Source organism: Clostridium sp. Marseille-P7770, from assembly GCF_902143525.1.
In the GTDB taxonomy this organism is placed as follows: domain Bacteria; phylum Bacillota; class Clostridia; order Lachnospirales; family Lachnospiraceae; genus Pilosibacter.
Genome location: NZ_CABFVC010000001.1, coordinates 629,897 through 644,597, shown reverse-complemented (window position 1 = coordinate 644,597; position 14,701 = coordinate 629,897). Strand labels below are relative to the sequence as shown.

The following is a 14,701-nucleotide window of genomic DNA, read 5'->3' as shown; positions in this document are numbered from 1 at the left end:
TTAGTGAAACGACCTTTCAAAAAATAGTTGATTTTGAGAGGTCGTTTTTGTTATGTCTGATTGCCGGTACAGGAAATTTACATGGATAAAATTAATTCTGTTGAGGTAAAATTGAGGTTGACTTTGTATTGTATAGACATAAGATGAAAAAAAGTCAGGTGATGTGCGATGGGAAAACGTAAGATATGTAAAATTGTTTTTGTTATACTGTCAATTTTTTTATGTGTGGCTTTTTATGAATTATTTGGAATCTGTATTGCATATAAAAAACAGCCGGAAGTGTCTAATACCATCAAAAAAGAAACACAAAATGATTCGTGGAACGAACGCAGCGAGAATATGGAACGAGCAGTGATCATAGAAAAAAATCCAGAAGCACTTTTACAAAGAGTGCGTTTGATCCGAAATGCAAAAGAAGACATTATTCTTTCTACTTTTGCATTTCAATCAGATGAAAGTGGAAAATTGATCTTAGGAGCACTGCATGATGCGGCAGACAGAGGTGTGCATGTTCGTCTGTTAGTAGATGGAATGGAGAGCTGGATTGATATGGAAGGAAATCCGTATTTCTATGGATTATCTTCCCATGAGAATGTTGAAATTAAACTGTATAATAAGGCCAATCCGTTGAAACCGTGGAAAATGATGGGTAGAATGCATGATAAATATTTGATTGCAGATGGAAAGAGATATATTCTTGGGGGAAGAAATACATACAATTATTTCCTGGGTGATTTTCCGGGACATAAGAACTATGACAGAGACGTGTTAGTGGTTTGCGATGAACCTGAGAAAGAAAATTCAGTTAACCAGTTGTTAGAGTATTTTGAAACGATATGGGAACAAGAAGACAGTGGTTATTTTCATGACAATAAAAAACTGGCAAATAGAAAATCTGTAAAGAACGCAGTTTTAGAGCTGCAGAACGGCTATCAGAAATATTTTGAAGAGAATAAGGAAAGAATCTGCGATACCGATTACACGGACGAAACTTTTGAGACAGAAAAGATTGCATTAGTGTCAAATCCTATCCACACAGGTTCCAAGGAACCAGTAGTCTGGTATCAACTGGGAGAACTAATGAAAAATGCAAAAGAGCGCGTGAAAATTCATACACCATATATTATCTGCAATGATATGATGTATAATACATGGAAAGAGATTGCGGAGAGAGTTCCGGATTTTTCTATCATGACCAATTCGGTTGCCAACAATGGAAATCCGTTTGGTTCTGCTGATTATGCGAGAAACAGAAACAGAATTTTAAATACAGGAATTGATATCTGGGAGTATGAAGGCGGCTATTCTTACCACGGAAAAAGCATCCTGATTGATGATGATCTATCCGTAATCGGTTCCTTTAACATGGATATGAGAAGCACGTATCTGGATACGGAACTGATGCTTGTAATACGCAGCAAAGAGATTAATAAACAGTTGGAAGAAGGCATGATGGAATATGAAAGAGTGTCCCGACAGGTATTGGAAGATGGAACCTATCGTGATCCGTATCATGTAGAGCCAATTGAATTGACAAAGAAGCGTCAGAGAAACGTACTTTTGGTACAGCATCTGCTTGGATGGGCAAGGTATCTGTTCTAATAAGGAGGAAGGAAAACGTGTTTCAAATATTGATTGTAGAAGATGATAAAGAATTAAGCCAGCTATTCCAAAAAGTGCTTGAGAAGAATGGATATCAGGTCAAAAGTGCATCGGATGGAGCACTGGCATTAGAAATATTGGATAAAGAGTATATTGATCTGATCATTTCCGATATTATGATGCCGGTTATGGATGGTTATGAACTGGTGTCGGAACTCCGTTCAGCAGGATATCAGATACCGGTACTTATGATCACTGCGAAAGGTTCCTTTGATGATATGCGCCAGGGATTTCTTTCGGGAAGTGACGATTATATGGTAAAACCGGTAAATGTGAATGAAATGGTTTTAAGAGTCGGAGCACTGCTTCGCCGTGCACAGATACTGAATGAACACAAAATTGTGATCGGTTCAACAGAGTTTGATTATGATGCAATGACGGTTACAACTGATAAGGAAAGTCTTGTTTTGCCTAAAAAAGAATTCCTGCTTTTATATAAGCTTGCAGCATCGCCAGGCAGAACATTTACAAAACAACAGTTGATGGATGAAGTATGGGGATACGAGACGGAGGCAGACCCACATACGATAGAGGTACATATAGGAAGAATCAGGGAGCGTTTGAAAGATAACCCTGATTTTGAAATCGTAACAATGCGTGGAATTGGATACAAGGTGGTGAAAAAATAATGGAACAAAAGGAAGAAAAAGGATTGCGGATCCGATCCTGTCTGACTGGTGCAATCTGGCTGGCACTTGTATTTTCAACAGTCATATCTGCGTTATTATTTGCTTTTTTGAATCATTTTTTTAATCTGCCTGGTAGCATACCTGTGCTTGGCTGGCTTTTGATTTTTAATACATTGATTGCAGGGCTGATTACTTCCTTTATCAATGCAAGGTTGCTGGAACCAATTACCAGACTCAGTAAAGCAATGAAGGAAGTTTCGCAGGGAGATTTTGAACAGCACTTGGAAACGAACAGCCGTATCGCAGAAGTTGGAGAATCTTACCAGAGTTTTAATGTGATGACAAAAGAGCTTCGTGCAACAGAAGTACTGCAGATGGATTTTGTCTCTAATGTTTCTCATGAGTTTAAGACCCCGATCAATGCCATTGAAGGGTATACAATGCTTCTTCAGGGAGAAGAACTGTCTCAGGAGCAAGAGGAATATGTAGAAAAAATCCTGTTTAATACCCAAAGGCTTTCCGGATTGGTTGGAAATATTTTGCTGTTATCCAAGTTAGAGAATCAGAACATACCAATGAAAAAAACAGAATATCGTTTGGATGAACAGATCCGTCAGGCATTTCTTTCCCTGGAGACAAAATGGACAGAAAAAGAAATTGGTTTCCAGGTAGAGCTGGAGGAAGTTAAATATACTGGGAATGAAGGACTTTTTATGCATATATGGATGAATCTTTTAGATAATGCGATTAAGTTCAGTCCTGCAAAGGGGACAATTATGATGTTTCTGAAGCAGGAAAAGGATTCTGTAATGTTTATTCTGGAAGATGAAGGACCGGGAATAGAGGATGATGTGAAAACCAGAATATTTGATAAATTTTATCAGGCAGACGGTTCTCACAAAGCAGAAGGAAATGGTCTCGGCCTTGCACTTGTGAAACGGATCGTAGATAGTGCTGGCGGGACAATCAAGGCAGAAAACCGGGAATATGGTGGATGCAGATTTGTTGTAGAGCTTCCAATACAGAAAGATGAGGTCATATAAGTTTAAGAAAAACAGATAGAGGAGAAATTACATGACATTTTATCAGGAATTGCAGTTAAATCAGGCAGGTTCTAAAAATCTGTTGAAAAAGAGTGAAACAGTGAAAGAAAAATCATATCATATACTGGTATATTTGGTAAAGATAGCTGTTACAATGGCATTTTGTTTTTTATTTGTTACTATTTTCAGTATCTTATTTGGAAATGAGAATAGTATTGTGGGTGTAGTAGTTTTATTATGCCTTATGGTATTTCGGAATGCGGATCTGGGGATCCACACTGGACAATCTACGATGCTTTTGGCTTTGTTCTTTGTAATTATGACTGTATGTCCGCATTTAGCAAACCAGCTTTCACCGGTACTTGGAATGCTGTTAAACATTGCTGCACTGGCAGTGCTGATTCTGTTCGGATGTCATAACCCATTCATGTTTAACCAATCCACATTGGTTCTTGGTTATCTGTTATTGTATGGATATGATGTAACAGGAAAAAGTTATCAGATGCGATTAACCGGAATGGCATTAGGTGCAGCACTTACCTGCTTCGTATTTTATCGAAATCATAAAAACAGAACGTATAAAAGAAATTTGAATGATTTGGTACAGGAATTTGATATATCTTCTTCCAGAACAAAGTGGCAGTTATGTCAGATCATATGCGTACCGGCAGTACTCTGCATTGCGGAACTCTGCAATATGCCACGGGCAATGTGGGCTGGAATTGCGGCAATGTCAGCAATCTTACCATTTATGGAGGACATGCAATACAGAGTCCGCAAAAGGATTGTCGGAAATATTGCAGGTGTAATATGCTTTACAGTACTATATTTTCTGCTTCCGTCATCCATCTATACATACATAGGAATCCTTGGCGGAATTGGTGTAGGACTTTCTGCAAAATATGGCTGGCAGGCAGTATTTAACACATTTGGTGCTTTGGCCATTGCTACAGAGAGTTATGGACTAAAAGGAGCAGTTGGTCTTAGAGTGATTCAGAATGTTTTTGGCGTTGTATTTGCATTAATATTTTGTTCTATGTTTTATTGGCTTATGTCGAAAAAAAAGGAAACAGTGGTAACCGTGGCTGCAAAATAACGTGGGTTAGAAAGAAAAAAGGTTAATCCGGAGATGGCAGCTTTGCTGACGAGTCTGGCAAAGAGTATAAAGATGTAAGGGAAAATGTAAGATCTGTTGGCTTTGGGAAGAATCCTAAGGGTGACAGATCTTTTTTTATGTTTTATTCTGCTTTGGATATACTAACCATAGTGCTAAAATTACATTGCCAGATCGTGAAAACAGGATATAGAATATAATTAACAAAAATAACCATATAGGTTATAAATATTTAGGAGGAAGGAATGAGGTTTATGTTATATGAATTTTTGAAAGACAATTATAAGGAAGCAGAGCCTATATTCTTTTCTGATATAGTGATTGAATATTAAGTAAAAACATAATCTAAGACAGGCGGCCAGCCGCCTGCTCTTGACATGCCTAGCAGTAACTGTTATATATAAAACAAGGGTGAAAAGCCTGATTTGTAAGCTTCTCACCCTTCATTATCATAGAAGAATCCAATTTACAGAGATTTTCTCATCGTCTCGCATTTTCTGCTTAGTCTTCTACAGGAACAAAAACATCTTTTCCTAATCCACAGATCGGGCATACCCAGTCATCTGGAATATCCTCAAATGCAGTTCCTGGAGCGATACCTCCGTCTGGATCGCCTACTGCCGGATCATAAATATAGCCACATGGTTCACATTCATATTTTTTCATAGTTATTTTCTCCTTTTCATTGTTGATTCATTTTGTTAATAGATTCCTACTGAATTTTTCAGTATTTTGTTGCTTTTTTATGTATGTCTGTATTATACATGATACTTTCTGTTTTGTCAATAATAGTAATTATTATTATTTTTATTTTGCGTATTTTAAATTCAGTAATATCTGACTAAAATGTTACGAAAAAGACTGGTTCTACACTATTTCTGAAAATCTGGCAGTGCATTGCTCTTTCTCATTCGCAAAGAAATATGGAGTGGATTTTGCAGTTGTCAGAGACAGAGAGAAAAGTCCTCCGGTCTATACGGTTTTCTTTAAGGCAAAAGATACAGACGCGGTTACAAGAATTTTACAGGATTATTCAGCAAAGCAGATCAAGAAGCCATCTGTAGCAAAGACCAGTGTTCTGGAGAAGCTGAAGAAATTCAAGGAAATCGTAGCAGCAATTCCAAAGAAAGTTGCAGAAAAAAAGAAGGAGAGGTCGCTATGAATACAAAACAGTTGAAAAAGCTGCTGATCCTGAACATTCCCTACATTATTTTGGGATTGGCAGCAACAAATCTTGGTGAGGCATGGAGACTTGCTGCTGGGGCAAATGCATCGAAGAAAATTCAAAGCCTGGTACTTGATGGGGTGCTCCAAACGGCATTTTCAAATCCTTTGCCGAGCCTGAATCCTACAGATCTTTTGACAGGTATTATATGTGGAGCGGCACTGAGAATCGCAGTATATCTGAAAGGGAAAAATGCGAAGAAGTTCCGGCACAATGAGGAATATGGATCAGCCAGATGGGGTAGGAATGAAGATATCGAACCATTTGAAGATCCGGTATTTGCAAACAACGTGATTCTGTCTCAGTCAGAACGGATCACCATGAGCAGCAGACCGTAGATTCCAAAGTATGCCAGAAATAAGAATGTTCTGGTAGTTGGCGGATCTGGATCTGGTAAGACGAGATTCTTTATAAAACCAAACCTGTTACAGATGCATTCCTCCTATGTGGTGGCAGATCCCAAGGGGTAGATTTTAAGAATACAGAGAAAACAAGTCATTAAAAAATGAAGTGTTTTCTGTGTGTTCTTATTTTTTAGCATAACGAAGGGAGCTGAGAAAATGGTTAAAGATAACAGAATAACAGCACTTTACGAGCGTCTGTCTCGTGATGATGAGATGCAGGGTGAATCCAACTCCATAACAAACCAGAAGAAGTATCTGGAAGATTATGCAGTGCAACAGGGCTTTGGTAATATTCAGCATTTTAGTGATGATGGATATTCAGGAACGAACTTCAACAGACCGGCATTCAATTCTCTGCTGACAGAGATTGAAGCTGGCAGGGTGGGAACAGTGATCGTCAAAGATATGTCCCGATTTGGCAGAAACTATCTGCAAGTAGGTTTCTATACTGAAATGATGTTCCCTAAGAAAAATGTCCGTTTTATTGCAGTTAATAACGGAGTTGACAGTGCCAATCCGACAGATAATGATTTTACACCATTTCTGAATATCATGAATGAGTGGTATGCAAAAGATACCAGTAAAAAAATCAAGGCAGTGTTTAAGGCAAGAATGAGAGACGGAAACCGTGTTAGCGGTGCAGTGCCTTATGGATATTACAGAAAGCCTGAGGATAAGCAGACATTGTATGTTGATGAAGTTTCAGCTTCGGTTGTCAGACGCATTTTTCAGCTTGCCTGTGATGGAATGGGTGCAACCGCAATAGCAGATACATTGTCAGAGGATAAAATCCTTATTCCTTCGGTTTATGCGAGACAGAACCATCCTGAGGATTGCCAGTGTACGAATTACCATGACCCTTATACATGGAATGCTACAACAGTGGGCTATATTCTTGATAGACGTGAGTATTTGGGGCATACCGTTCTTGGGAAGACAACGAGGGACAATTTTAAGACAAAGCGGAAAAGGGTTGTAAATGAGGATGAATTGCTTGTCTTTTACAATACACATGAAGCTATCATTGATCAGGAAACATATGATAAAGCGCAGAGAATGAGAAAAAGGGTATCTCCAAGGCGAAACAGTGAAAAGACTGCGCACAGGCTGTCAGGACTGCTTTATTGCTCAGATTGTGGAAGCAGACTGGCATATATCAATTCAAAGCCAAAAGATGGGAAAATATATGACAGCAATCAGGCATTCCGTTGTAGCCGGTATCACAATAAATATCATTCATGTACTGGTCACTATATCAAGGCAAGCACAATAGAAATGCTGATTTATCAGGCAAGGGAGCGTTCAAGGAAATTAGCAGAAAAGCGTAAACAGAGAGCAGAAAATGACCCTGAATATGCGAAATATTTGGAAGAAAGAAATACAGAATATAACAGACGGCATACCGCAAGGAGAAAGGAGCAGATGGAAGCCTTGAGAGCCAGGGCAGAAGCCGGAGATCAGAAAGCACAGAGTCAGCTTGCAGAGCGTAAACAGTATCAGGTTAGAGCCACAGTGAAGAGCTACAGAAAAATGCGTGAAGATGCATTGAATGGAGACCCTATTGCAAAAGAGAGATATGAAAAAACACTGGCTATGAGACGTGAAGCGTATCATGCAAAGAAAAGAGAACAGACAGCCTGACAATATGCATATGATCAAGATACATTAGTTGCAGAATTGATGAGAATAAGCGGGAGCGATGCAATTATTGTATTAGCTAAAGAGCTATGGTATTGTATAGATAGTTTAACAAATCGGAATTGACCGAGCTGAAAGAGAAGGATGCTTGTTGCCCGAAAGACAAGAAGATGGAAGTAGAAGAAAACAAAAAATAATTTTTTATATGAAAGGCTGGTTGCAGAATGTCAAAACAAAATATTTATGATAATGATTTATTTTACGAAAACTTCGAGAAAATACGTAGCAAAGAAATCAATTTTAATGATATTATTGAGACACCAATAATATTAGGAATGATACCTGAACTATATAAAAAGAAAGTATTAGATATTGGATGTGGTATGGGGCAACATGCCCTTCAATATTCAAAGGAAGGGGCGTTATCCGTTCTTGGAATTGATATATCGGAAAAAATGTTAGCATATGCAAGAAAAAATAATGCTGCCTCTAATATTGAATACAGAAGACTGGCTTTTGAAGAATTGGATGATTTAGAGGAAAAGTTTGATGTTATTACAAGTTCATTGGCTTTTGATTATGTAGAAAATTTTGAAAGGCTTATGAAACAGATTTATAGTCACTTGAATGAAAATGGCAAATGTGTTTTTTCGATGTCACACCCAATAAGTACAGCATATGATGGGACTTTTGACAGATATACCAGAACAGAAACTGGAGAAAGATTATATGCTAATCTACGAAATTACGGAATAGAGGGTAAGCGTGTTATTCATTGGGTAGTAGATGAATATGAACTTTATCATAGAACGATTTCAACATTAATAAATGATATTGTTTCTGCTGGATTTATTATTGAGGAATGTCAGGAATCAAAAGTACCAGAATCAATTAGAGAAAAGCGAGCAGATATGTTTGGAGGAGTTATTCATCAGCCAGACTTTATTTTTTTTAGGTGTGGAAAGAAAAATTAATATTTTAACGCTTGAAAAAATGAGAAATAAACATGGCGAAGAAAGATTTGAAGTTATATTTAGAGACGGAAGTGGGCTTAAGGATGAAGGAGTTCGCCAAATTCTTGTAGATAAGGAGACGGGAGTTAATTACCTTTGTTGGAAGTCCGGATATGGAGCTGGTGTTACACCTCTCCTGGACTCTGAAGGAAAAGTTATAGTTACAAAGTAAAATCCAGTTTGCCACTGCATTTGCAAATGCTGGACGGAGATAAGAGAATAACAAAGACTCAAGTGAGTAGGAGAAAATCAATGAGAAAAGATATTTATAAATCCAAGAGAACAAAAAGAACAGAAATCACTTCGTGGGCACTTATAGTGGTGGTGGTGGTGGCATTGCTGTCGCCTTTTATTTATCGCAAGGTTTTGGTACGGGATTCCGTAACAGAATACAAAGAACTGCTGGTCATAACGAAAGGTAAGGCTAAAAAAGTTGACAGGGGGTACAATTGGAAGAAAAGACATTACAGTGGTGCGAGCAAAACTACAACAATGTACTATGTAAGAGTCAATGCTTCTGACCTGGATTGTGGTGAAGAAACTATGAATGTAGAAGTGTCATCAAGTATTTATGATAATGTCGTGGAAGGTGAGTACCATGAGTTTACAGTTGTTACGGACACACTGATCACGGGAAAGAAACGGGTGCGAATTTATTATTAAGTGCTTTTGAGATATTGATAAAATATGTGAAGAAAAATAAGCAGATAAATGGATTTAATATAAAAATTGAGATTTAAGGCGGCAAAAATAAATGGATAAAGAAAAGAAGAGAAAACGCAATTTGGTGTTAAATGGAATAGCTATTCCCATTGGGAATATGGTATTTCAGACATATTTAGTTGGTGCCGGAGCATCATCCTTGCGTGAAGCCATCAAACTATTCTGGACCTTCCGTGTTCCATGGGGATGGACATACACTGCAGGAACAGTAGCTGATTTAAAAAATCCAAAGATATTGAGGAACTCAATAAGTTATTTTTAGAGGAACGCAAAAGGGATATTATATATTCATTTTGTAAAATGTATGCTCTTGACAAAAAGGTGGATCAATTATTGCCGTTATCTGCTAAAAATGGATTGATGAATATTGTGTACGATTCTGGAACATTTATTCGTAATCAAAATATAAAGGGGTGTGATTATGATTAAACGGGGTAAGAGGTATTCGATTTTGAGTGCGGTCGGACTGTGCGTTCGATGCAGCGCTGGTGTCTCGGTAGCAGTGATGTTACTGTATTTGTTCCAAGGGCTTACGCCAGCTCTGCTCACACTGGCGACAGGGGCCTTCATTGATGCGGCGATAGGGCTTTTGCGGTCCGGGGAGTATGCCGACGTTGGGAGAGCGCTGACTGCGGTGTCTCTACTAGTGAGCTTCGATTGGATTTCCAACCAACTTCTCGATCTTCTGGTGGGGCGGCTACGGATCGATGTGCGAGAGAGGTTCGGAACGGAGATGGTGGAGAAGGTCGCTGATCTTCGATATCGATATGTGGAGAATCCGGAGAGTTGGGATCTGATCACGAAGATTTCCACTGATACGGATGAGAGTATCTTGAATGCGTTTCAGGCGTTGCTGGCGTTTTTGGCGCTGGTATGGAAAGCGCTGGGTTTATTTCTGGTGATGTTTCGATATGTGCCAGCAGCGGCTCTGGCTGTGACGGCCTGTGCGGTGCCTTTGGTAATGCTGTCTTTGGCCGGAGGGCGAGCCAGTTATGCCGGAATCAGCGAGACCCAGGGGCTAAAGCGGCGGTATGAGTATATTTCCAGGCTTTTGACCGGAAGGGATGCGGCGGAAGAGAGGACTTTGTTTGGCTGGGCCGGATATTTCAATGGTGAGTGGGAGAGTGCCTATAAGAAATGGCTCGGAGTAAACGCGAGGGTGAATCTGAAATCTTTTGCGAAGGCGAAACTTGGCAGCATCTCCTTGGTGTTGATCGCGATCGTGGTGATGACTGCGCTGCTTCCTGGCGTCGTGGCAGGAGAGATTACGATTGGTATATTTATGGCTTTGGTTTCGAATATATTCTCACTGGTCCAACTCATGTCCTGGAGTCTGCTCCACAGCGTCAGCGAGATCGCGAAATATAACGAGTTTTTTCATGATGTTGAAACCTTTACCAAAATGGATTTTAGGGAGGCGGAGAGCGTGAGCTGTGAATTGCCGGAGTTCTCTTCGCTGGAGTTTCGCGATGTTACTTTTGCCTATCCGGGGACTAAGCGAAAGGTGCTTGACCATCTCTCGTTTCAGATTTCAGCCGGGAAAAGCTATTCATTTGTCGGCGTAAACGGGTGTGGGAAGACTACGATTACGAAGCTGATCGCTGGGCTATATGATGATTATGAGGGACAAATTCTGATTAACGGAACGGATATTCGGGAGTGGGGCCCCGGACGGATCGCAGGTTTTTTCTCTATTGTCTATCAGGATTTTGCCAGATATGGACTTTCGCTCTATGAGAATATTGCCATCGGGGATGTGGAAAAACTGTGCGGAGACGAAATCAATCTGGTTCGTTTTCAAGATGTTGTCGATATGATGGAGTTAGGCGAGATCGTGTCTGACTTAAAGCATGGGATGGAGACGAAACTGGGGAAGATCGTGAGGGACTCGGAAGACCTGTCCGGCGGGCAGTGGCAACGGGTGGCAATCGCCCGGTGTCTTGTGAGCGACCGCCCTGTGAAGATTTTAGATGAACCGACGGCGGCGTTGGATCCTGCTGCAGAGAGTGCGCTGTACGAAAAATTCCGTATCATTAACCAGAAATATACCTCTGTTACGATCAGTCATCGGCTGGCAAGCGCGAGACAGACAGACGTTATCTTTGTGATCGAGAACGGGAGAGTTTCCGGTTCAGGAAGCCATGAGACGCTGTACAGAGAAAACAGGTTGTACAGGGAGATGTACGACAGTCAAAGGAGCTGGTATCAGGGATGAAGAGACAAAAAGAATGTTTTATCGGGGTCTCCGCAGTAGTTCACTTATTTCTAAAGATCGCCGGAGCCATGCCTGTTGTGTTTCTGCTGTTTCTTGTCGTGAATGTTCTACACGGTACGGCGTGGGCGTTAGAAACACTGGCAAGACAGGTGTTTTTTGACGGATTACAGAGCGCTGTGGAGAGAAACTCACTCCAGGCCGCTTATTCTGGAGCTCTGTGGGTAGGAGCGGCCGCGGTCTATGTGCAGGTACTGAATGGAGCTGGCAATTTTATTGGGCAGCATATTTTCAATCCTAGGGCAGTGAACACGCTGACAAGAGAGTTTCACACACAGACGGCGCAGTTGCCGCTGTATGAGTTCGAGAAGGAGACGACTCTGGAAACGATTGAGAAAGCCCGGCAAGGAATCAACGGGACCGTGCAGCTTCTCAGAGCCGTGATTTCGATTGCCATGTTCAATCTGCCGTATGTGGCGTTCATGGGGGTGTATTTGTACCGCCTGGATCCGATCCTGGTTCTTTCGTTGCTGTTTATCTTTAGTCCTATGGTGTGTGCCCAGGTGATAAAAAGAAAGGCGTATCGGCGGCTGACCGATGAGACGGCAGCTCTCGAGAGGGAGTACCGGCATTATTCGGACTGCATGATTGATAAGAGGTATTGGAAGGAGACTCGGACGCTGGGAGCTGTCGGCTTTTTCATGGAACGATTTCGGGCGGTGCTTGCAAAGTATGATAAGAAGCTATGGGAGACAGATTCCAGGTTGTATCGAACAGAGCTTTTGATGCGTGTTTTGACTCTTCTGGGATATCTCGGAGTGCTCTTTCTTCTGGTGCGGTCGTTGCTTTCCGGGAACATCTCGGCTGGGGCGTTTGCGGCGGTGTTCACTTCCATTGATTCCATTTTCCGGTTCATGGAGAACATCGTGGCGAGAAGCGCCGGAAATATTTCACGACACATGGCGTCGGTAGGGAATTATCTTGAGTTTTGCCGGCAGAATGGGTTTGCGGCCGACGATGGCCAGGTCAGAGGAGCTTCTGACGGCTGCTGTATTGCAGAGGAAAGTGAAAGCGGCAGGGAAAGCTGTGCCGTCATTGTGGAAGACGTTTCTTTTGCCTATCCCAATGCCGACCGACCGTCTCTCGATAGAATATCGGTTCGGATTCGGAAGGGGGAGACGGTTGCGGTCGTTGGTGAAAACGGAGCTGGAAAAACTACCTTCGTAAAGCTTGTTCTGGGACTGTATGAGCCTTCCTCTGGGTGGATTTTGCGGGAACGGGACAGTTTTGTCTCTCAGTCTGCAGTCTTCCAGAATTTCCAGAAATACCGGATGCGACTGGATGACAATATTTGTTTGAAGGAGCTAGAATGTCGGGATGCGGAGGAGATGGAACGGGCTGCGTCTCTTGCTGGAGTGGAGTACGGGAACTCCGATCTGTATCCGGAGAAATTCGGGACGCTTCTCGGCCGGGAGTTTGGTGGTGCCGAACTTTCGGGTGGCCAGTGGCAACGGATCGCCATTGCCAGGGGACTCTATAAGGAGCATGACATGATTGTGCTGGACGAGCCGACGGCCAGTATCGACCCGCTGGAGGAAACCCGTTTGTACCGCATGTTTGCAAGGATGGCGGAGGGGAAGACGGCGTTTATCGTAACCCACCGAATTGGCTCGGCCCAACTTGCCGATCGGATTCTTGTGTTTGACAAGGGAAAGATCGTCGAGCAGGGAACGCATGAAGAACTGATAAAGTCTGGTGGGAAGTATGCGTTTTTGTATCGTGAACAGGGAAAGTGGTATTAGATGAGGGCTGCGGATCGTTCTTTGCCAAAGTGGGACAACTGACTGGACATGTCAGTTGAAAACTTTATTTCATATGTAAAGATGATGGTTTTGAAAGCGATTTGAAAAAGGCATATGTCAAAAAGAGTTATTGACATATGCCTTTTATAGAACTAATATATAAGAAAAGCGAAAAAGGAGCAGTTTATGCCGAGACCAGTAAAATGCAGGAAAGTCTGCCATTTCCCGAATGTTTTAGAATTCTTTCCGGCAGATGATACTGAGAAAAAAGTACCCATTGTTCTGACGGTAGATGAATACGAGACAATTCGTCTTTTGGACAAGAAAGGTTATAGTCAGGAGCAGTGTGCAGCATCTATGCAAGTCGCAAGAACAACGGTTCAACGGATTTACGAGATTGCCAGGAAGAAAATAGCAGATGCACTCATAGATGGACATCCGCTCAGAATCGAGGGCGGGGATTTTAGGATCTGTGATGGTCAGAGCAGCAACTGTAGCCTTGGAGGCTGTTACAAGCAGGAGATTTACCAAAAATATGCAGTGAAAAAAGGAGAAGATATCATGAGAATAGCAGTAACATATGAAAATGGACAGATTTTTCAGCACTTTGGACACACAGAGACATTTAAGATCTACGATGTAGAGGAAGGAAAAGTGGTACATTCAGAAGTAGTAGATACGAATGGAAGCGGACATGGTGCATTGGCAGGAGTTCTTAATGCATTAAATGCAGATGTTTTGATCTGCGGCGGAATCGGAGGAGGTGCTCAGACCGCGTTAGCGGCAGCAGGCATTAAGCTTTTCGGAGGAGTTTCAGGAGATGCGGATAAAGCGGTAGAAGCTTTTATCAATGATACACTTGATTATAATCCGGATGTGAAGTGTTCTCATCATGAGCACAACCATGGGGAAGAACATGCATGTGGTGAGCATGGATGTGGAAGTCACAGCTGTCATTAGGAAGGATATAATTATGCTAGTACGAAAGGATGCGTCAAGGTAATGGAAGAATTATCGTGATACATTCTTTTGTATTATTTGATAAAATGGCAGATTACATTTTCAATATGGCAGTTAAAGCCCGTGAATGCTGTATCAATCGCTACAGTGATTAAGTATTTTGCATGCAGCTCTCTTATATGTATGATTATGTCTATGTATACGGGACATAAAATGATTTCAGGTAATAAAAAAACAAGAAAACAGGCGGAAAATACAGAAGCGGAGGAATAGTAA

Annotated in this window: 15 protein-coding genes and 1 pseudogene; 15 read left to right on the top strand and 1 reads right to left on the bottom strand. The window is 41.3% G+C overall.

Annotated features, from left to right (window positions below; translation table 11 throughout):
- Positions 1 to 168 precede the first annotated feature (168 nt).
- The 4 genes from FN001_RS02995 to FN001_RS02980 are packed head-to-tail and all read left to right on the top strand — an operon-like array spanning position 169 to position 4,430.
- Complete coding sequence (locus tag FN001_RS02995; RefSeq protein WP_142410748.1) at positions 169 to 1,602, top strand: phospholipase D family protein; 1,434 nt, start codon at positions 169 to 171, stop codon at positions 1,600 to 1,602.
- Complete coding sequence (locus tag FN001_RS02990) at positions 1,581 to 2,291, top strand: response regulator transcription factor (protein WP_117485576.1); 711 nt, start codon at positions 1,581 to 1,583, stop codon at positions 2,289 to 2,291. The genes FN001_RS02995 and FN001_RS02990 overlap by 22 nt, the downstream gene beginning before the upstream one ends.
- The gene (locus tag FN001_RS02985) at positions 2,291 to 3,334 is read left to right on the top strand and encodes a sensor histidine kinase (RefSeq protein ID WP_142410747.1); all 1,044 of its coding nucleotides are present in this window, start codon (positions 2,291 to 2,293) and stop codon (positions 3,332 to 3,334) included. The genes FN001_RS02990 and FN001_RS02985 overlap by 1 nt, the downstream gene beginning before the upstream one ends.
- Before the next feature lie 31 nt (positions 3,335 to 3,365).
- A complete protein-coding gene (locus FN001_RS02980) occupies positions 3,366 to 4,430 on the top strand; it encodes an FUSC family protein (RefSeq protein WP_117471136.1) in 1,065 nt (354 codons plus the stop codon).
- 519 nt (positions 4,431 to 4,949) lie between these two features.
- Here the strand turns inward: FN001_RS02980 and rd are convergent.
- Positions 4,950 to 5,114: a rubredoxin gene (gene rd / locus FN001_RS02975; RefSeq protein ID WP_005608410.1), complete on the bottom strand. Its 165-nt coding sequence runs from the start codon at positions 5,112 to 5,114 to the stop codon at positions 4,950 to 4,952.
- 226 nt (positions 5,115 to 5,340) lie between these two features.
- On the opposite strand from rd, the gene FN001_RS02970 reads away from it, so the two are divergent.
- From FN001_RS02970 to FN001_RS18330, 11 genes and pseudogenes are all read left to right on the top strand, one after another.
- A complete protein-coding gene (locus tag FN001_RS02970; protein WP_279230949.1) occupies positions 5,341 to 5,610 on the top strand; it encodes a DUF3801 domain-containing protein in 270 nt (89 codons plus the stop codon).
- Positions 5,607 to 6,140: pseudogene (locus FN001_RS02965) on the top strand (type IV secretory system conjugative DNA transfer family protein); the annotation flags it as partial. The gene FN001_RS02970 and the pseudogene FN001_RS02965, both read left to right, overlap by 4 nt.
- A gap of 93 nt (positions 6,141 to 6,233) precedes the next feature.
- On the top strand, positions 6,234 to 7,718 hold the full coding sequence (locus FN001_RS02960) for a recombinase family protein (RefSeq protein WP_142410745.1): 1,485 nt from the start codon (positions 6,234 to 6,236) through the stop codon (positions 7,716 to 7,718).
- Positions 7,719 to 7,939: 221 nt separating this feature from the next.
- On the top strand, positions 7,940 to 8,689 hold the full coding sequence (locus tag FN001_RS02955) for a class I SAM-dependent methyltransferase (RefSeq protein WP_142410744.1): 750 nt from the start codon (positions 7,940 to 7,942) through the stop codon (positions 8,687 to 8,689).
- A gap of 19 nt (positions 8,690 to 8,708) precedes the next feature.
- On the top strand, positions 8,709 to 8,900 hold the full coding sequence (locus FN001_RS02950) for a DUF6440 family protein (RefSeq protein WP_142410866.1): 192 nt from the start codon (positions 8,709 to 8,711) through the stop codon (positions 8,898 to 8,900).
- Positions 8,901 to 8,980: 80 nt separating this feature from the next.
- A complete protein-coding gene (locus tag FN001_RS02945) occupies positions 8,981 to 9,391 on the top strand; it encodes a DUF2500 family protein (RefSeq protein ID WP_142410743.1) in 411 nt (136 codons plus the stop codon).
- A 91-nt stretch (positions 9,392 to 9,482) separates the two neighbouring features.
- Positions 9,483 to 9,713: a hypothetical protein gene (locus tag FN001_RS18660; RefSeq protein WP_486463467.1), complete on the top strand. Its 231-nt coding sequence runs from the start codon at positions 9,483 to 9,485 to the stop codon at positions 9,711 to 9,713.
- A gap of 159 nt (positions 9,714 to 9,872) precedes the next feature.
- Positions 9,873 to 11,666 carry an ABC transporter ATP-binding protein gene (locus tag FN001_RS02935; RefSeq protein ID WP_142410742.1) on the top strand — a complete coding sequence of 598 codons (1,794 nt, stop codon included), beginning with the start codon at positions 9,873 to 9,875 and terminating at the stop codon, positions 11,664 to 11,666.
- Positions 11,663 to 13,465: an ABC transporter ATP-binding protein gene (locus FN001_RS02930; RefSeq protein ID WP_117503895.1), complete on the top strand. Its 1,803-nt coding sequence runs from the start codon at positions 11,663 to 11,665 to the stop codon at positions 13,463 to 13,465. The genes FN001_RS02935 and FN001_RS02930 overlap by 4 nt, the downstream gene beginning before the upstream one ends.
- Before the next feature lie 186 nt (positions 13,466 to 13,651).
- Positions 13,652 to 14,425: a DUF134 domain-containing protein gene (locus FN001_RS02925; protein ID WP_142410741.1), complete on the top strand. Its 774-nt coding sequence runs from the start codon at positions 13,652 to 13,654 to the stop codon at positions 14,423 to 14,425.
- 183 nt (positions 14,426 to 14,608) lie between these two features.
- On the top strand, positions 14,609 to 14,698 hold the full coding sequence (locus tag FN001_RS18330) for a DUF6219 family protein (RefSeq protein WP_486463476.1): 90 nt from the start codon (positions 14,609 to 14,611) through the stop codon (positions 14,696 to 14,698).
- Positions 14,699 to 14,701 lie beyond the last annotated feature (3 nt).